Source organism: Streptosporangium sp. H13245 (assembly GCF_055690525.1).
In genome coordinates, this window is record NZ_JBSZKT010000001.1 from 63,475 (window position 1) to 80,720 (window position 17,246).

The 17,246-nt window shown below is 70.3% G+C and carries 18 protein-coding genes; 8 read left to right on the plus strand and 10 right to left on the minus strand.

Translation table 11 applies throughout. The features are described 5' to 3' along the window. Nucleotides 1-52 precede the first annotated feature (52 nt). From ACW9TB_RS00285 to ACW9TB_RS00295, 3 genes are read right to left on the minus strand one after another with little or no spacing between them, the layout of a single operon-like run. Nucleotides 53-403: a hypothetical protein gene (locus ACW9TB_RS00285; RefSeq protein WP_440083959.1), complete on the minus strand. Its 351-nt coding sequence runs from the start codon at nt 401-403 to the stop codon at nt 53-55. 58 nt (nt 404-461) lie between these two features. Then, nucleotides 462-1,085: a GntR family transcriptional regulator gene (locus ACW9TB_RS00290; protein ID WP_472745854.1), complete on the minus strand. Its 624-nt coding sequence runs from the start codon at nt 1,083-1,085 to the stop codon at nt 462-464. A gap of 10 nt (nt 1,086-1,095) precedes the next feature. Beyond that, on the minus strand, nt 1,096-2,073 hold the full coding sequence (locus ACW9TB_RS00295) for a DMT family transporter (protein WP_472745855.1): 978 nt from the start codon (nt 2,071-2,073) through the stop codon (nt 1,096-1,098). A gap of 355 nt (nt 2,074-2,428) precedes the next feature. Between ACW9TB_RS00295 and ACW9TB_RS00300 the strand changes: the two genes are divergently transcribed. Continuing rightward, the gene (locus ACW9TB_RS00300) at nt 2,429-2,788 is read left to right on the plus strand and encodes a barstar family protein (protein WP_472745856.1); all 360 of its coding nucleotides are present in this window, start codon (nt 2,429-2,431) and stop codon (nt 2,786-2,788) included. Here ACW9TB_RS00300 and ACW9TB_RS00305 read toward each other — a convergent pair. Continuing rightward, entirely contained in the window at nt 2,698-3,039 is a 342-nt protein-coding gene (locus ACW9TB_RS00305; RefSeq protein WP_472745857.1) for an SWIM zinc finger family protein, read from the minus strand. The genes ACW9TB_RS00300 and ACW9TB_RS00305 overlap by 91 nt on opposite strands. Before the next feature lie 242 nt (nt 3,040-3,281). Between ACW9TB_RS00305 and ACW9TB_RS00310 the strand changes: the two genes are divergently transcribed. Both ACW9TB_RS00310 and ACW9TB_RS00315 read left to right on the plus strand, forming a co-directional pair. Beyond that, the gene (locus ACW9TB_RS00310) at nt 3,282-5,258 is read left to right on the plus strand and encodes a sensor histidine kinase (RefSeq protein ID WP_472745858.1); all 1,977 of its coding nucleotides are present in this window, start codon (nt 3,282-3,284) and stop codon (nt 5,256-5,258) included. Further along, the gene (locus ACW9TB_RS00315; RefSeq protein ID WP_472745859.1) at nt 5,255-5,614 is read left to right on the plus strand and encodes a DUF742 domain-containing protein; all 360 of its coding nucleotides are present in this window, start codon (nt 5,255-5,257) and stop codon (nt 5,612-5,614) included. Before ACW9TB_RS00310 ends, ACW9TB_RS00315 begins: the two co-directional genes overlap by 4 nt. Before the next feature lie 85 nt (nt 5,615-5,699). On the opposite strand, the gene ACW9TB_RS00320 is transcribed toward ACW9TB_RS00315, so the two are convergent. The 3 genes from ACW9TB_RS00320 to ACW9TB_RS00330 form a co-directional block, all read right to left on the minus strand. After that, the gene (locus tag ACW9TB_RS00320) at nt 5,700-6,191 is read right to left on the minus strand and encodes a GNAT family N-acetyltransferase (protein WP_472745860.1); all 492 of its coding nucleotides are present in this window, start codon (nt 6,189-6,191) and stop codon (nt 5,700-5,702) included. Nucleotides 6,192-6,353: 162 nt separating this feature from the next. After that, a complete protein-coding gene (locus ACW9TB_RS00325; protein ID WP_472745861.1) occupies nt 6,354-7,007 on the minus strand; it encodes an NUDIX domain-containing protein in 654 nt (217 codons plus the stop codon). A 182-nt stretch (nt 7,008-7,189) separates the two neighbouring features. After that, nucleotides 7,190-7,609 (minus strand): STAS domain-containing protein, encoded by a 420-nt coding sequence (locus ACW9TB_RS00330; RefSeq protein WP_472745862.1) that lies wholly within the window; start codon nt 7,607-7,609, stop codon nt 7,190-7,192. A gap of 212 nt (nt 7,610-7,821) precedes the next feature. Between ACW9TB_RS00330 and ACW9TB_RS00335 the strand changes: the two genes are divergently transcribed. Beyond that, complete coding sequence (locus ACW9TB_RS00335; protein WP_472745863.1) at nt 7,822-8,139, plus strand: hypothetical protein; 318 nt, start codon at nt 7,822-7,824, stop codon at nt 8,137-8,139. Nucleotides 8,140-8,454: 315 nt separating this feature from the next. Here ACW9TB_RS00335 and ACW9TB_RS00340 read toward each other — a convergent pair whose 3' ends face one another. Together ACW9TB_RS00340 and ACW9TB_RS00345 are read right to left on the minus strand one after the other, a co-directional pair. After that, a complete protein-coding gene (locus ACW9TB_RS00340) occupies nt 8,455-9,429 on the minus strand; it encodes a hypothetical protein (protein WP_472745864.1) in 975 nt (324 codons plus the stop codon). A gap of 203 nt (nt 9,430-9,632) precedes the next feature. Continuing rightward, complete coding sequence (locus tag ACW9TB_RS00345) at nt 9,633-11,147, minus strand: alpha/beta hydrolase family protein (protein ID WP_472745865.1); 1,515 nt, start codon at nt 11,145-11,147, stop codon at nt 9,633-9,635. Between the two features lie 78 nt (nt 11,148-11,225). On the opposite strand from ACW9TB_RS00345, the gene ACW9TB_RS00350 reads away from it, so the two are divergent. Then, nucleotides 11,226-11,789 carry a helix-turn-helix domain-containing protein gene (locus ACW9TB_RS00350; RefSeq protein WP_472745866.1) on the plus strand — a complete coding sequence of 188 codons (564 nt, stop codon included), beginning with the start codon at nt 11,226-11,228 and terminating at the stop codon, nt 11,787-11,789. Nucleotides 11,790-12,360: 571 nt separating this feature from the next. Next, a complete protein-coding gene (locus ACW9TB_RS00355) occupies nt 12,361-14,823 on the plus strand; it encodes a discoidin domain-containing protein (RefSeq protein WP_472745867.1) in 2,463 nt (820 codons plus the stop codon). Between the two features lie 133 nt (nt 14,824-14,956). On the opposite strand, the gene ACW9TB_RS00360 is transcribed toward ACW9TB_RS00355, so the two are convergent. After that, nucleotides 14,957-15,556, minus strand: coding sequence for a TetR/AcrR family transcriptional regulator (locus tag ACW9TB_RS00360; RefSeq protein ID WP_472745868.1), 600 nt, complete (start codon nt 15,554-15,556; stop codon nt 14,957-14,959). 191 nt (nt 15,557-15,747) lie between these two features. Between ACW9TB_RS00360 and ACW9TB_RS00365 the strand changes: the two genes are divergently transcribed. Both ACW9TB_RS00365 and ACW9TB_RS00370 read left to right on the plus strand, forming a co-directional pair. Continuing rightward, entirely contained in the window at nt 15,748-16,695 is a 948-nt protein-coding gene (locus tag ACW9TB_RS00365) for an SDR family NAD(P)-dependent oxidoreductase (protein WP_472745869.1), read from the plus strand. Between the two features lie 103 nt (nt 16,696-16,798). After that, nucleotides 16,799-17,233: a VOC family protein gene (locus ACW9TB_RS00370; RefSeq protein WP_472745870.1), complete on the plus strand. Its 435-nt coding sequence runs from the start codon at nt 16,799-16,801 to the stop codon at nt 17,231-17,233. The last annotated feature ends 13 nt before the right edge of the window (nt 17,234-17,246 follow it).

Here is a 17,246-nt window from a genome sequence, read left to right on the forward strand (position 1 = left end):
GAACGGTCCAAACGTGTAACTTTGACCGCCATATATAGGAAATAACGGGAAATTAGTCGTATTCGAAATCCGGGAGGGCCGAAGGCGGTTCGGGGCTGCGCCATACGACGACGTAATCGTCGCGCGCCGACTCCACCGCCGCACCGAGCCTGTCGAGGTCGAAATCCGGGAGATATCGAAGGCGGGCGAGGAAGGTCGCGTCGGTCGCCGAGTGGGGCACCACACACCCCTGGCCCTGTCGATCAAGAAGGATGTACAGGATGTCCGAGTCCGTATCGCCCACTACCCGCACCTCGACGACGTCCTCCCACGCGAGGGCGTCGACGCTGCCGTCCGCGTAGTGACGGGTCACGCCTTCTTCGGTGACATATACGTAGGAGTCCGGCACTGAGTTGCCGTGCATGGCCGCGATTGTGACGACTTCAGGGCTCCGCGTGCAATAGAGCCATGCAAGTCGGTGCCTAATGATCGCCCCAGCGGTGGTCGAGATGCGCGGCGACCGCCTCCCTGGCGACCTCCCCGGGCCCCCGGCCGATCGCGTCGAGCAGGTTCCCGTGCTCGGCGACCAGCACGTGCCGGTCGGAGTAGACCGCGCGCAGCCTGACCATGCCGAGCCTCGTCTCGGTGGCCAGCGTGCCGTAGAGCCGCTCCAGCCGGGGGCTGCCCACCGCGACGACCAGCGCCTGGTGCAGGGCCACGTGCTCGGCCACCAGCTCCGACCAGGGGGCGTCGGCGGGCAGCGCGGCCATCCGCGCCAGCGCCGCGTCGGCCTCCCCGACCCGCCGCCCCGCCAGCGAGGTGGCCATCAGCTCCTCCAGCGGGCGCCGGACGAACATCAGGTCGTCCAGGTCGGCCGTGGTCACCTCGACCACCTGGGCGCTGCGGTGCCGCTCGCGCCTGAGCAGCCCCTCGTGCACGAGCACGGCGAGCGCCTCGCGGACGGTCGGGCGGGCCACCCCGTACAGGGCCGAGAGCTCCTGCTCCGGCAGCGCGGTACCCGGGGCGATCTCGCCGGACAGCACCCTCCGGCGCAGGGCGTCGGCGAGCGCGCCGACGGCGGAGACGGCGTGGAGCGGGAGAGTCACGCCTACGACCCTATTGCCCCGAGGTCCCGGCTTCCGGGGTGGACGCGCTCCGGGCGAGATGCCCCGCGCCGTCCCCGCATCGCCCCCCGGTCCCGGTTTCCCGGGGGACGCGTTCCGGCAGGGAGACCGCGGCCAGGCTGACACCGAGCAGGACGAGGCCGGTGACCGAGGCGGGCGCGAGCCGCTCACCGAGCACGACGACGCCGAGCAGGGCCGCCACCGCGGGCTCGGCCAGGGCGAGGGTCGCCGCGGTCGCGACCGGGGTCGTGCGCAGCCCCCTCCCGTACAGGAAATAGGCCAGCGCGGTGGTGGCGCAGCCCAGGTAGAGGGCGGTGAGCAGGCCGCGCGGCTCGGCGAGCCAGCCGGTGCCCGTCCACAGCAGGACGGGCACCAGGACGACGGCGGCCCCGCCGAACATCAGCCCCATCACCCCGTCGGACGGGGCTCCCGCGCCGATCGCCCGCGCCGCGGTGACGGCGTAGAACGCGTACAGCAGGCCGCCGAGCAGCGCGAGCAGGACACCGTCGGCCCGCACCTCGCCTCCCCCGCCGGTGAGCACGGCGCAACCGGTGATCGCCACCGCGGTCGCCCCCGCCCAGCGGCGGCCGGGCCGCACGCGGTCGAGCAGCCAGGACAGCAGCCCGGTGAACACGGGCCCGCTGCCGACGGCGACCACCGTGCCCACCGCCACCCCGGTCCTGCCGACCGCCGCGAAATAGCACAGCTGGTACGCCGCCACGGCCACCGCCGCGGCCACCAGCGGGCCGAGGCGCACCCCTGGAGAGCCTCCGGAAGGACCTGGGCCCTCGGGGGAGCCCGCAGGGGGGAGCAGGAGCCGCACGGCGGGAGCGGTGACGGCCGCGAGGACCAGGCCGCCGATCACCAGGCGTGCGGCGGCCAGGGAGACGGGATCGACCCCGGCGACGAGCAGGCCCGCGGTCCCCGCGGTCCCCCAGAGCACGGCGGCTCCGATCACGGCGATTTTCATGGACCGATTGTAGGCAGATTGTATGACAACTAGACAATTCTATTTCCGCCCGCGCCCGGAGGGCACACAGCGGGCACCGAGGCTCCGGGTGGCGAGGTGAGACGCGTCGACGTACTCGACGGGGAGAGAAGGGAGGCGCCCGGAGGGCGGGGAGTTGTGAAGAGACGCCGGTCACCCCGTTTTCGCGGGTTCGCGCGCGGGTAGTTCGGCGAGGTGAGATGTCCGATATGCAGCACGAATCAGCAGCTCAGGGGGCACGGCCGATGGTGATCCAGGGCGTCGCCCGCGAGACGAACCACCCGGGCGGCCACGGTGTGCCCGCCGTCACCGCCGGTTGGGGCCGACGATGACGACGGTGTCCAGGGGGACGTTCCGCCAGGGTCCGGCCGGGGAGGTCGAGTCCATGCTCGGCGGCGCCACGCCGCACCCGCTGGACGGGGTGAAGATCACCACCTCGGCCGAGGCGATGGACGCGATCGCCGAGGCCCTGGACCTGCCCGACCACTTCGGGCACAATCTCGACGCGCTCTACGACGTGCTGACCGACCTGTCGTGGCTGCCGCCGGGCGAGCACACGCTGGTCTGGTCGGAGCCGTCGACGCTCCGGGCGGGAGATCGCCCGGCCTACGACGCCATCCGCACCGTTCTCGCCGAGGCGGTCGCCGACGGCACGGGAGGGGAGTCCTTCCTGTCCGTCCTCATCCTGACCGACTGAGCCGTCGCCACGCAGTGGGCGCAGAAGACGCCGTTCCTGCCCTCGGGGCAGCTGCAGTGCCAGCGGAGGGTCTCGTCGACGATCCGGAACTCGACGCACGCGGCGCCGTCGTCGACCTCGGCGATCACCTGTGGCGGCCCGAACCGGACCAGTTGCACCGCTCCCGCTCTCGCCAGCTCGCCGCCCCGGGCCAGCGCCGCCTGGTCGGCGCGCTCGGCCTCGGTTCCGATCAGGTCCGCGATCTTCTGCATCGTCGACCCCCCTCCTACCTAGAGAGACGCGCGTGAGGGGCCGATGGTTCCGAATCGACACAGCACGATAAATCATCTCAACGTGACTCACGTGCACGTCTGGTCCCAAGTGACCCACATTGCTATGTTTGGCCATTGTTAACCACGCATCTCAAGGTGTGCGAGGTATTATGGCCAGCCGAAAATACTCAATCAGGGTAAAGATTTTTGCCCTACTCCTAGTACCCATTATATCCCTTGTAGTGATTTGGGTATTTGCGGCCAACCTCACGGTCCGGGATGGGCAGGCGTTACTCAAAATCCGGGGCGGTTACGAGTACGTGGTCGTGCCCACCAGGAACGTGACCACCGCGCTCCAGCACGAGCGGATGCTGTCGCTGTCCGTCCTGGGAGACGTCGACGTCCCGAGGACGGAACTGGACGCCCAGCGCCTCCGGACGAACGGCGCCAGAGCGGAGCTGGAACGGCTGACCGCCGAGATCCGCCCCGACATCTCCCCCGCCACCTGGGGCCGCCTGAGCCGTCTCCTCGCCTCGCTGGACCGGCTCACCGAGATCCGCAGCGGGGTCGACACCCGTACCGAGCCCCGGCTGCGGGTCCTCGACGCCTACAGCGGGATCGTCGCGGCCGCCTTCGACGCCTACGAGAAGATCCGGATATCCGCCGACGCCGAGCTGACCGACCAGACGCGGGCCGTCGTCATGGTCGGGCGGAGCCGCGAGATGCTCAGCCAGCAGGCCGCGCTGATCTCCGGAGCCGTCGTCGAGGGGGCGATGAGCCCCGGTGAACGCGCGAGGTTCGGCCAGCTGGTCACCGGCCGCAGGCTCCTCTACTCCCTGGGCTTCGACCAGTTCGACAGCGAGTTCCAGTCTCTCTACACCCCGCTGCGCGACTCCTCCGACTACGCCTCGTTCGAGAGGATCGAGGACGCCGTCGCCGCGTCGGCCGTGCCCGACCCCTCCTGGGCCGGGATCGCCGCCCGGCTCTCCGACGACTTCGACAAGCGCGCCGGGGACGTCAGCAGGCGCATCAGCGAGCGGTCCATGCCCCTCGCCAGGGACATCATGATCCAGATCGGCCTCGCCGCGGGGCTCGGCCTGGTCGCGGTCGGGCTGTCCGTCTTCGTCTCGGTACGGTTCGGCCGACGGCTGGCCGGCGAGCTCGTCGGCCTCCAGCAGGCGGCCCTCGACCTCGCGGGCACCCGGCTGCCGGACGTGGTCCAGCGGCTCCGCCGGGGTGAGGACGTCCGCCCCGAGGCCCCCGAGATCAGGACCGGCAGCACCACCGAGGTCGCCGGGGTCGCCAGGGCGTTCTCCTCCGTGCAGCGGACCGCGGTCGAGGCCGCCGTCGGCCAGGCCCAGATGCGCAGGGGCGTCAACAAGGTCTTCGTGAACCTGGCCAGGCGCAGCCAGTCCCTGCTGTACCGGCAGCTGGCCATGCTGGAGGCCATGCAGCGGCGGGCCAGCGACCCGGCGACCCTTGAGGACCTCTTCGGCCTCGACCACCTGACCACCCGGATGCGCCGCCACTCCGAGGGCCTGATCATCCTGTCCGGCGCCGCTCCCGGCCGGGGATGGCGGGACCCGGTCACGATCTACGACGTGGTCCGCGCCGCGGTCGAGGAGGTCGAGGACTACCCGCGCGTGACGATCGGCGTCCCGCACGGCCCGTCCCTGGTCGGCGCGGCCGTCACCGACGTGATCCACCTGGTCGCCGAGCTGGTCGAGAACGCCGCCGTGTTCTCGCCCCCGCACACCTCCGTACGCGTCCACGGCGACCTGGTCGCCAGGGGCTACGCCATCGAGGTCGAGGACAGGGGGCTCGGCATCTCCGCCGAGGAGACGGCCAGGCTCAACACGCTGCTGGCCGACCCGCCGGAGTTCGACCTGGCCGACAGCGACCGGCTCGGCCTGTTCGTCGTCGCGCAGCTCGCCGCCCGGCACGGCATCCACGTCTTCCTGCGGCCCTCCCCCTTCGGCGGCACCACGGCGATCGTGATGCTCCCGAGCGAACTGGTGGCCGAACCGGCCGATCCCCGCTTCACCTACTCGGTCGAGGTCGAACGGCTACCCCCGGGCGACGGCCTGCCCAAACGGACACGCCAGACCGTACCCGCCGACCCGGTCGCGGGAGCCCGGCGGACCCGCGACGGCGCGGGCGCCGTGTTCGCGGCGCCCTCCGACGAATGGCGTCGCGCCGGGCAGGAGGGTGGACCGTGACAACCGAACACCCGACCGGCCAGGAGCCCGGTCCGATCATCCGCCCCTACACGGTGACCCGCGGCCGGACCAGGGCCGAGGGGGCCCACTTCGACCTGATGGCCGTGGTGGTGGCGATCGGCGCCCCCCACCGGGAGCTGCAGCCCGAGCACCTGTCGATCCTGGACGCCTGCCGCACGCCGATCGCGGTCGTCGAGCTGGCCGCGCGGACCACCCTCGCCGTCGGGGTGCTCCGGGTGCTCCTCGGCGACCTGCGCGACAGCGGCCTGATCACCGTACGGCCCCCCACACGCCCGTCGTCGGTCCCCCGCGAGAGCCTGCTCCGAGACCTCCTCGCCGGTCTCAGAACCCTCTGACCCCGCTCCCCGAGCCCATCTTCAACCCCGCTTCCGCGCATCTCACCGGGCTCAGGGTCTCAGGACCCTCCGGGTCCCCACCGGCTCAGTCGGTGGCCAGGCGGGCGTGCCGCTCCACGTCGTAGCGGACGCCCTCGTAGCTCAGTTTGGCCCGCTCGACGCCCTCGGTCAGGAAACCGGCCCTGGTGGCCACCGCGCAGGAGGCGGCGTTGCCGACCCGGTGCGCCAGCTCCAGGCGGAACAGCCCCCGCTCCCTGAACGCCCACTCGGACATCTTCCTGGTGGCGGCCACGGCGACACCCCGTCCCCTGGCGCGCGGGAGCGTCCAGTAGGAGACCCAGCCGGTGCCGTGGACGTCGATGTTGCTCACCGCGACGTTTCCCACGACCTCGCCGTTGGACACCACGGCGAACGCCCGCGCGTCGTCGCGGAACCCCCAGACCCCCATCCACTCCAGCGCCGCCTGGGCGGTGTCGATGGGCCTGGCCGCCTGCTCCGCCATGTCCGGGGAGCGGAACGCGTCGAGCACGACCGGCATGTCGTCGGGCCGCCAGCCGCGCAGCTCCACTTCCGTCATCCGTGCAGGGTAGTGCCCGGCGCCCTGCCCGTGAAGTGCGTGGACACCGGATCCGGTACGGGAAGGAGTGGACCCCGACACAGATCTTGTGGGAGCGGTTTCACGAGGGCCGGGACAGCTGTCCGGCCATACCGTCTCCGCGGGATCCCGGCCCCGGACCGCTCACCTGCCCCGGCCGGAGAACGGGCCGGACAGCGCCGCCCACTGCAGCAGCATGATGGTCTTCGCGTCGGCGATCTCACCCGAGGCGATCATGCCCAGGGCCTTCGCGAAGGGCAGCTCCACCACCTCGATGTCCTCGCCGTCGTCGGCCAGCCCCCCACCCTCGGAGGTCCGCCGGTCCGCGCTGTACGGGGCGGCGAAGAAGTGGACACGCTCGGTCACGGAGCCGGGGCTCATGTAGACGTCGAAGACGTGCTCCACCTCCCCGATGTCGTAGCCGGTCTCCTCCGCGGCCTCCCTGCGGATCGCGGTCTCCGGGTCGTCGTCGTCGAGCAGGCCCCCCGCCGTCTCCAGCAGGAACCCGTCGGGGTGGCCGTTGACGTAGACCGGGTAGCGAAACTGCCGGATCAGCAGCACGGTCCCCCGTTCGACGTCGTGGAGCAGGATCGTCGCGCCGTTGCCCCGGTCGTAGGTCTCCCGCTGCTCGGTGCTCCAGCCGCCGTCCCGGCGCCGGTAGTCGAACGTCGTCTTGCGCAGCACGTACCAGCTGGACGAGAGCAGCCGCACCTCCCGCACCCGGACCCGGGGGTTGCCGGTCAGATCCAGCCCCGCCCTGTCCAGTCCCGTACGACCCCGCCCATCCGGAACATCCACCCCGGGTATCTCAGCCGACACGGGCTCCCACTCTCCTCTCGACACCGCGCCGCACGCCCGGAACGGCCCGCGCGGCCGGACCACCGCCGGAGGCGATGGCCGTATGAAGGACAAGTCTGCACCAGCCGGAGGGCCGGTCTCCCGGCCGTCTCACGTACGGGACGTGGAGCGGGGAGGCCCCCTCAGCGTGGGTCGGGGGGAGACGCGGGTGGAGACGGTGGAGACAGGGAGGGGGGCTTCTCGTCCGGGGCGGCCGGGCTCGCGGCCCGCAGCGACGTGGGGACGTCGGGGTCAAGGGAGAACGCGCCCGCGAGGCCCGTGATCGTCAGGATCCGTCCCAGGACCCCGTGGACACCGGCCAGCCGCAGGCAGCCCCCCGCCGCGCCCGCGCGCCGCTGGAGCTCCAGCATGGTCCACAGGCCGGTGGAATCGCAGAATCTCAGGCCGGTGACATCGAGGACGAGACGGCACGTCCCGTCGTCCAGCTGCGTGACCATGACGTCACGGAGCCGGGGGCTGGACAGCTTGTCCAGCTCACCGGCGAGCACGATCACCGAGATGCCCTCGTGTCTGCGGACCGAGAGATCAAGCCGCGTCGTCATCCCCCCACGATCCTTACGCCGGTTGCATCGAGGCTATTTTAAAGATCTTGGTGAGAAGACCCTCTCCGGCCAACTGCAACACGCCCGTAAGCGAATCGCGTCCTGGGCTTGGGACACCTCACGGTCCGGCTCACGGCCACCGGGCCCGGAAATCATCCACATCGGATCGGAAGTCCCAGATAGATCTAGGACCTGGGGGGCACTCAGCAGCTATGAGCGACGATTCGGAGAGCCGCGACTTCACCGGGAAGGGGTTCGGCGACGGACTTTCTGGCCGGCCCAAGACAATGGGAGAGATAGCCGTGAATCTGGCTGTCAGCGAATCACTCGCCAACCATGGTCACCACGCGCTGGTCAACGCCCACGAGGCGGCGGCGAGTAGCCACCAGCTCATGGCCGAGGCGGGTGTGGGCGATGTGGAAGAGCATCTCGATCTAGCGCGCTGGCACCGCTGGTGCGCCATCGTGGAGGATCAACTGGCCGACGAGGCGGACCAACGAACCCCCGCCAAACGAAACAAGAGCGACTGAACACGACGAGCGACACCGGGGGACGGGAACGGCGCGTGTCCCGTACCGGCGGGAGGCGCGGTCATGGTGAGGGTGGCCGCGCCTCTCGCGGGTACGGGAGGCGTCCGGTTTTGACCGCCGGTGACCACGGGCATGGGCACGTTCGGCTTTGACCACCGACGGGCATGTTCGGCTTTGACCGCCGACGGGGCACGGAAAACGTTCGGTCCCGGCCACCGGCGGTGCTTACGCGGCTTTCCGCCCTCCGTCGCGACGGCGCCCACGGGACCGTGAACCACGCGGCCGGTCTCGGTCGCGGGCTCTCGCCCCGGCCTCCTACGCGGTGTTCCGGTGCACGTCCCGCAGCCAGCCGCCGTGGAAGGAGCAGACTCCGCTGAGCCCGCCCGACATGCTCACCATGCCGTCCTTGCACATGACCAGGTAGCCCTTCCCCTCGGGGAAGTAGTCGATGCACCGGAAAACCAGGCAGGCGTCGTCCGCGGGCGGATACACCCTGCTGCTCCCCGTGAGGCAGAACGTGAACCCGTAGGGGTTGGGGGGCGCGTCGCAGAGCGGGCCGGTCGACGTCACGGAGGGTGACGGGGTGGGGTAGGGCGTAGGGGTCGGGTAGGGCGTGGGAGTCGGGTAGGGCGAGAGCGTCGGCGTGGCGGTGACCGTCGCGGTCACGGTGGCGGTGACGGTCGCGGTGGCCGTCACCGTCGCGGTCACGGTGGTGGTCACGGTCTCGGTCACCGTGACCGTGGTGGTCACAGCCGGGGTCGTGGGCCGCACGGTGACGGTCACCCGGGGCGCGGGGGTGGACTTCGCCGGTCGCGGCGTCGTCACGGAAACGGAGGAGGTGCCGCTTTTCTTGTATGTGCCGGTGCCGAGATACGTTTCCTGCCAGGCCGTCCGCCCGGCGTTCACCGACATGGCGGTCGTCACCGTCCGGCACTTCTTCTTCACGCAGACCCGTTGTTTCACGGAGAACCGTCTGGTGGTGCCGTATCCGCTCGTCACCTGCACCCGGAGGTAGGACTTGCCGCCGACCTTCGTCACGGAGGTCTTGACCACCCGCTTGTCCGTCGCCGTGGGAGCGGTGCTCACGCCCTTGTCCACCAGCGTGGAAGCGCCGCTCGCGCCCTTGCTCGCCTCCACGAAGCTCCTGATCGCCCGCCTGTCACTCGCGGCGGGACCCGTGGCTCCCACGGCCGAGGCGGAGAAGGTGTCCTGAACGTCGATGGCACCCAGCCAGCCGATGACGGCGATCAGGGTACCAACGGCCGCCAGGGACAATACGAAAGCTCTCATACCACCACAAATGTTCCGCAAGTCAGAATTACGACAATAAATGATTTATTAGCACTTATACCACTTCCCTTCCTCGGTTTCAGCCGGACGGAATCTTTCCGGCGGCGCACGGCCCCATTCCTTTCACCGTGGAGCTATGGAAAGGTGCCGGGCCGGGCACCCCGGAGCGGCGCCCGGCGTACGGGCGCCGCGACGAACCCCCGTCAGGGGAGCAGCAGTCCCCAGTAGAGGGCCCACGGAACGAACACCGCCCCACCGGCGAGCAGGAGACCGAGCCGCACCCCCTCCCCCCGCGACACCGAGGAGCGGGCGCGGCGCCAGGCCAGCGCGGTGAGGACGGCCGCCACTACGGAGGCCACCGCGAGGGCCTGCAGCAGCAGCCAGAGCAGCGGGCGCCCCGCCAGCACCGGTCCGGGAGCGGCCAGCTTGCCGCCGGTCATCACCAGGTAGAACAGGTAGGAGAACGATCCGAGCACCACCGCGAGACCTCCGGCGCTGAGCAGCCGCGCGGCCCCGGTCACCGGAGGGCGCGACCGGCCGCGCAGGCGCCGTACCAGCGCGACCACCGGATAGGCGGTGAAGGCGACCAGGAGCAGCAGCAGGCCCACGAGCTGGACCGGCGCCGACTCCCACGGGGCGGGGGGATCCACCGGCACGGTCAGAGAGTCCTGCGCGGGAGCGGGCCCGGACGTTCCCGTCGTCGGCGGCCTGCCCGCCGTGACGTCGCCGACCCAGGAGCCGACCAGGTCGGCATAGCCCGGGGCGAGTTCGGGCGATCGGGTGACGCCGCCGTCGGGGGTTTGGTGGGCGGCGTGGTCCGCACCGGGGAAGAAACGGAACGTGTAGTGCTTGTTCCCCCCCTTCTCCAGCGCCCTGGCGAAGATCGGCGGGTTCTCCTCCGGCGGGGTCAGCAGGTCGTGGGTCCCCCAGATGCCGAGCACCGGCTGACGCACCCGGGCGATCGTCGGCTCGGGGTCGTAGTACGGCTCGGGGAACATGCCGCCGTCGGCGATCGTCCGGTACAGGTTGAACTCGGCCCGGTCGATCAGCGATCCCGACACCCTCGCCTTGCGCAGCCCGGCCGCCACGGCCCAGGTCTGCTGCCGCAGCGGTGCCATCCCGTTGGCGCCCACGAGGACGACGAAGGCGATGTCGCCCGACCGCGCCGCCGCGATGGGAACCACCCAGCCGCCCTCGCTGAGCCCCCACATTCCGGCCTTCGCCGGGTCGACGCCCGGCTGGGAGCGGAGAACGGCCAGGGCGCCGAGCGCGTCGTCGGCGAGCAGCGAGTAGGACCGTTCGAAGAGCGAGTAGCCCTTCGAGCGCTTGTCGTAGATCAGCACGGACATCCCCTGGCGGGCGAACGCCACGGCCTCGCCCATCAGCTTCTCGCGGGGCGTGCCGGTGCCCGCGCCGTGCACCAGGACCATGCCCGGACGCGCGGATCCCGCGCCGGTGGGCGAGATGACCGTGCCGCGCATGGCGAGGCCGTCGCCACCTCGGAAGCCCACCTCCGTCGCCGTGAGATCGGACGGTACGCCGTTCGCCGTACCGTCCAACGGCGAGGTCGCAGGGGTCGGGGTCGCGGGGGTCGCGACCGTTGTCGCGGATCCGGATGTGACGGCGGCGGCGGGGACCGCCGGGGCCGTGAGCAGGCAAAAGGCGGCGACGGCGGCCACCGCCCGGAGCCCCGGGGAGGCCGGGACGATTCTTCTCATATGCCGAAGCTACTCTGCAGAGAGTTCTCGGCAAAGGTTTGTCTGCAGATATCGTTCTGCAGGACTAGGCTGCTCCTCATGAAGGATGACGAGCCGTTCCTGCTTGACGATCCGGGGAAACTCAAGGCCCTGGCCCATCCCATGCGGCGGCTCATGCTGCGTCACCTCAACGTGCACGGCCCGGCCACCTCCACGACGCTCGGCGAGCTGCTCGGCGCGAAGACCGGCACGACCAGCTACCACCTGCGCCAGCTTGAGAAGTACGGCTTCATCGAGGAGGTCCCCGAGCGCTCGACCGGCAGGGAGCGCTGGTGGCGCAAGGCCGAGGGCCCGCGCGACCTGCGACTCCCCACGCCCGGCCAGCTCGCCCCCGAGGACCGTCCCGCGCTCGCCGAGTTCCACCGGGTCGGCATGGAGGAGGACCGCGAGCTGTTCGAGCGCTTCCCCGAGGCCTACCTGCGTGATCCCGAGTGGGCCACCGGGTCGCGCGGCCTGGGCCGGATGACCAAGGCCGAGTTCAAGGAGTTCTTCGAGGCCTACATCGCGCTGCTGATGAAGTACAGCCCCCGGCCCGAGGACGCGTCCCCCGGCGCGCGTCCCATGTACGTCCGGCTCTTCGCCATGCCCGCCGACGAGGACTGACAGCCCACCCGGCCCCGAACCCACCCGAACAAGACGCGGACCCGAACCAGACACGGACCTAGATCTGGGCCCGCCCCCGAAGCAGACACAAAGCTGGACCCGGACCGGACCCAGACACGGACCAAACACAGCCCCGGACCTGAAACCCGGTCCCGGGCCTGGACCCGACCCCGCCTCCGAGCCTGGACCCGCCCGGTCCCCCTCGGCCCCGCCCTCGGTCCCGCCCTGACTCCCGTGTCGGCTTCCGTCCTGACTCCCGTCCCGGCTCGAATCCGGTGCGCGCAAGCCCCCGGCCAGGTGGTTACCGAAATATCCCCCCAAAGCGGCCGTCCATGACTTTTGACCCATTGACGCGATGTTTCCGACAAGTTAAATTAAGTGTAGAAATAAGGCGTTGATTTACCGTTCCCCGTAAGTCGCCCTTCACCTGCTGTTAGACCTTCCACCCCCCGGATCCGCAGTGGAGACATGCATGAGAGGTCTGTTCCGTCCTGCCGCCTTATGGACTGCTACGGCAGTCGCGGCAGCTCTGATCGCAGTACCGTCGACCCCCGCCTTCGCCGACACGTTGTTGTCACAGGGCAAGACCGCGACGGCCTCGTCGTCCGAGAACGCCGGAACCGCCCCGGCCGCCGCGGTCGACGGCAACGCCGGCACCCGCTGGTCCAGCGCGGCCACCGACGCCCAGTGGTTCCAGGTGGACCTCGGCGCCTCGACCAGCGTCAACAAGGTCGTGCTGAACTGGGAGGCCGCGTACGCCAGCGGATACAAGATCCAGCTCTCCACGAACGGGACCACGTGGACGGACCTGAAGACCGTCACCGGCGGTGACGGCGGGATCGACACCTGGGACGTCACCGGCACCGGCCGGTACGTCCGGATGCAGGGCGTCACGCGGGCCACCGGCTACGGCTACTCCCTCTGGGAGTTCCAGGTCTTCGGTCCCGACGGCGGCCCCGGCCCCGGCGGTCCCTGCGGGACCACCAACGCCGCGCTGAGCAAGACCTACAGCGCCTCGTCGGTCCAGGACGCCACCCTTCCCGCGAGCGCCGCCTTCGACGGCAACAACGGGACCCGCTGGGCCAGCGCGGCCGGCGACCCGCAGTGGGTCCAGGTGGACCTCGGCTCGGCGCAGACCCTCTGCAAGATCGACCTGAGGTGGGAGGCCGCGTACGCCAGCGCCTTCAAGCTCCAGGGATCGACCAACGGCACCACCTGGACCGACCTGAAGACGGTCACCGGCGCGACCGGCGGTGTCCAGTCGCATGACGTGACCGGCTCCGCCAGGTACGTCCGGATGCTGGGCAGCACGCGGGGCACCCCCTACGGCTACTCACTGTGGGAGTTCGCGGTGTACACCACGGGCGGTTCCGATCCCGAGATCCCCGGCGGCGGCGGCCCGCTGGGCCCGAACGTCCACGTCTTCGACCCGTCGATGTCCAGCGCCACCATCCAGAGCCAGCTCGACACGGTCTTCACCCAGCAGGAGTCGGCCCAGTTCGGCACCGGGCGCCACGCCTTCCTGTTCAAGCCGGGCACCTACAACGTGAACGCCAAGGTCGGCTTCTACACCTCGATCATCGGTCTGGGCCAGAACCCCGACGACGTCACCCTCAACGGCGTGACCGTCGACGCGGGCTGGTTCGGCGGCAACGCCACCCAGAACTTCTGGCGCTCGACGGAGAACCTGTCGGTCCAGCCTCCCGGCGGCACCAACCAGTGGGCCGTCTCCCAGGCCGCGCCGTTCCGCCGCATGCACATCAAGGGCGCGCTGAACCTGGCCCCCACCGGCTACGGCTGGGCCAGCGGCGGCTACATCGCCGACAGCAAGGTCGACGGCGCCGTCGGCCCGTACTCGCAGCAGCAGTGGTACACCCGTGACAGCTCCGTCGGCGGCTGGGTCAACGGCGTGTGGAACATGGTCTTCTCCGGGGTGCAGGGCGCTCCCGCCACCGACTTCCTCGGCAAGTCCTACACCACGCTGGAGAACACCCCGATCAGCCGCGAGAAGCCGTACCTCTACGTGGACGGCGCTGGCGCCTACCGGGTGTTCGTCCCGGCCAAGCGGACCAACGCACGCGGCGTGAGCTGGGCGAACGGCCCCACCCCCGGCACCTCGCTCCCGCTCAGCCAGTTCTACGTCGCCAAGCCCGGCGACTCGGCCGCGACCATCAACGCCGCGCTCAACCAGGGTCTGCACCTGCTGCTCACCCCCGGCATCTACAACCTCACCCAGCCGATCAACGTGACCCGGGCGAACACCGTCGTCCTGGGCCTCGGTCTCGCGACGATCATCCCGGGCGGCGGCTCCACCGCGGTCAAGGTGGCCGACGTGGACGGCGTGAAGCTCGCCGGTTTCCTGGTCGACGCGGGCCCGCAGAAGTCCGACGTGCTCATCGAGGTCGGCCCGCAGGGGTCGAGCGCCGACCACGCCGCCAACCCGACCACGCTGCAGGACGTCTTCGTCCGCATCGGCGGCGCCTTCGCCGGTAACGCCACCACCAGTGTCGTCGTCAACAGCGACGACGTGATCATCGACCACACCTGGCTGTGGCGCGGTGACCACGGTGAGGGCATCGGCTGGAACGTCAACACGGCCGAGACCGGCCTCATCGTCAACGGCGACGACGTCCTGGCCACCGGCCTGTTCGTCGAGCACTACCGCAAGTACGACGTCGAGTGGTACGGCGAGCGCGGCCGGACGATCTTCTTCCAGAACGAGAAGGCGTACGACCCGCCGAACCAGGCGGCCTACATGAACGGCACCAGCAAGGGATGGGCGGCCTACAAGGTCGGCCCCGCGGTCAACACCCACGAGGGCTGGGGTCTCGGCAGCTACGTCTACTTCAACGTCGACCCGACGATCGAGGTGGAGAACGGCTTCGAGGCGCCGGTGAAGCCGGGCGTCAAGTTCCACAGCCTGCTCACCGTCTCCCTCGGCGGCAACGGCCGGGTCAACCACGTGATCAACGGTGTGGGCGGTCCCGCCTTCGGCACCGCGACGATCCCGTCCAAGCTCGTCTCCTACCCCTGAGTTCCTGAGCCCGCCTGATCAGCGGTGGTCACAGCGCTCTCCTCGCTGATCAGGCGTTCCACCCCACACCGTGGGTCTCCGCCACCGCGGAGGCCCACGGTTTTCACGTTGTGCGGACCGGCCGTCTCCCGCGTCAGGACGCGGCAGGGGCGTCAGGAGCACCGGCGCGGTAGCGCAGCCCGTCCATCAGCAGGTCGAGCAGGCGGCTGGCCTGGTCGCGCTGCTCGGGCCCGCCCGCGGCGAGGGACACCCCGCCCATGCTCGCGAGCACGTCGATCGGCTCGACGTCCGACCTCACGGTCCCGGCGGCGGCACCGGCCCGCAGCAGCGTCACGATCGCCTCGACCAGCCGGTCCAGGCTCTGCGCGTACGGATTCCCGCCGGACGCGATGACCATGCGCAACGCGTCGGCCATGCCGCGCTTGGTCGTCATGTAGTCGACGAAGTGGTCCATCCAGGCGCGCGTCGCCTCGTCCGGAGGCATGGCCTCCAGCAGGTCGGGCACGACGTCGCACAACCTGTTCAGCTCGCTGCGGTACGCCTCCTCGATGAGCGCCTCGCGGGTGGGGAAATGGCGGTAGAGCGTGCCGATGCCGACGCCCGCGGCCTTCGCGATCGCGTCGAGCGTCACGTCCGGCCCGTCGTGGGAGAAGGCGCGCACGGCGACCTCAAGCAACCGGTCGCGGTTACGCCGCGCGTCGGCGCGGAGCGGTCGGGGGCCGGTGGCCGGCACGGTTTCTCCTCAGTCGGTTCATCAGGACGCCTGGACGTCTGGACGCCAGGGACTCGTCGATGGGGATTTGCTAAACGGAGGAAACTCCGCTTAGAGTCGTTCGTAGTGGAGGCTCCTCCGTTTGCACATCGTACCGGCCGGGCCTCTCGTACGCATCATCGAGCGAACCGCCAAGCAGGACGGGCAGGATCATGACTGAGACCACACGCATCACCACGCCGTTCACCGCGACGTCCACCGCCGCCGAGGTCGTGGACGGCGTCGACCTCACCGGCCGTCGCGTCATCGTGACCGGCGGGGCGTCCGGCATCGGCATCGAGACCGCGCGGGCGCTCGCCGGAGCGGGCGCGGAGGTGACCCTGGCGGTACGCGACCTCGGCGCGGGAGAGCGCACCGCGAACGACATCATCGCGACCACCGGCAACAAGCAGGTCCTCGTCGCGCCGCTGGACCTCGCCGACCAGGCGTCCGTGGCGTCGTTCACGGCCGCGTGGGACGGCCCGCTGCACATCCTCGTCAACAACGCCGGTGTCATGGCGTCGCCCGAGACGCGCACGCCGGAGGGCTGGGAACTGCAGTTCGCCACCAACCACCTCGGCCACTTCGCGCTCGCCACCGGGCTGCACCGGGCACTCGCGGCGGCCGGTGGCGCCCGCGTCGTGTCGGTCAGTTCGGGCGCGCACCTGCGCTCGCCGGTCGTCTTCGAGGACATCCACTTCAGGGAGCGCGCGTACGAGCCGTGGGCCGCGTACGGCCAGTCCAAGACGGCCAACGTGCTGTTCGGGGTCGAGGCGACGAAGCGCTGGGCGAGCGACGGCATCACCGTCAACGCGCTCATGCCCGGCGGTATCCGGACCAACCTCCAGCGGCACGTCTCTCAGGAGGACCTCGACCGGGCGATCGCGGCGGCCGGTGGCGCGGGGGCCATCACGTGGAAGACGCCCGAGCAGGGTGCCGCCACGTCCGTGCTGGTCGCGACGTCGCCGCTGCTCGAAGGCGTCGGAGGGCGCTACTTCGAGGACTGCAACGAGGCGGTACGGAACCAGCAGGGTGCCCGCAACGGCGTCGCCGCGTACGCGCTCGACCCCGAGGCCGCCGCCCGGCTCTGGCAGGTGTCCACCGAGACGCTGGCCTCGTAGCCGCCACCGGCTCTGACAGGTGTCCGTCGGCGTGAAGCCCGGAGCATTGGGGACGAATCCGGTAAACCGGGCGTATGGCGCCCCTCGAAAAACAGGAGTCCGGATGAACACGACAGGCTCGTCACCGATCCCACGGTTCCACCTGGCCGTTCCCGTCGACGACCTGGAGGCGGCCGGCAGGTTCTACGGCGAGACACTGGGCTGCGAGCGGGGCCGGAGCTCGGACACCTGGACCGACTGGAACCTGCGCGGCCACCAGTTCGTCACGCACCTCGCACCCGGCCGAGGGCGCGAGGTCAGCAACCCGGTCGACGGCCACGACGTACCGGTTCCGCATTTCGGGTTGATTCTCACGGTCCCGCAGTTCCACGAACTGGCCGACCGGTTCAGGGCGGCGGGTACCGCGTTCGTCATCGAACCCTATCTGCGCTTCGAAGGGCAGCCCGGCGAGCAGTGGACGATGTTCCTGCACGACCCGGCGGGCAACGCCCTGGAGTTCAAGGCGTTCGCCGACGACTCACAGATCTTCGCGGTCTGACCCAGGTCTGACC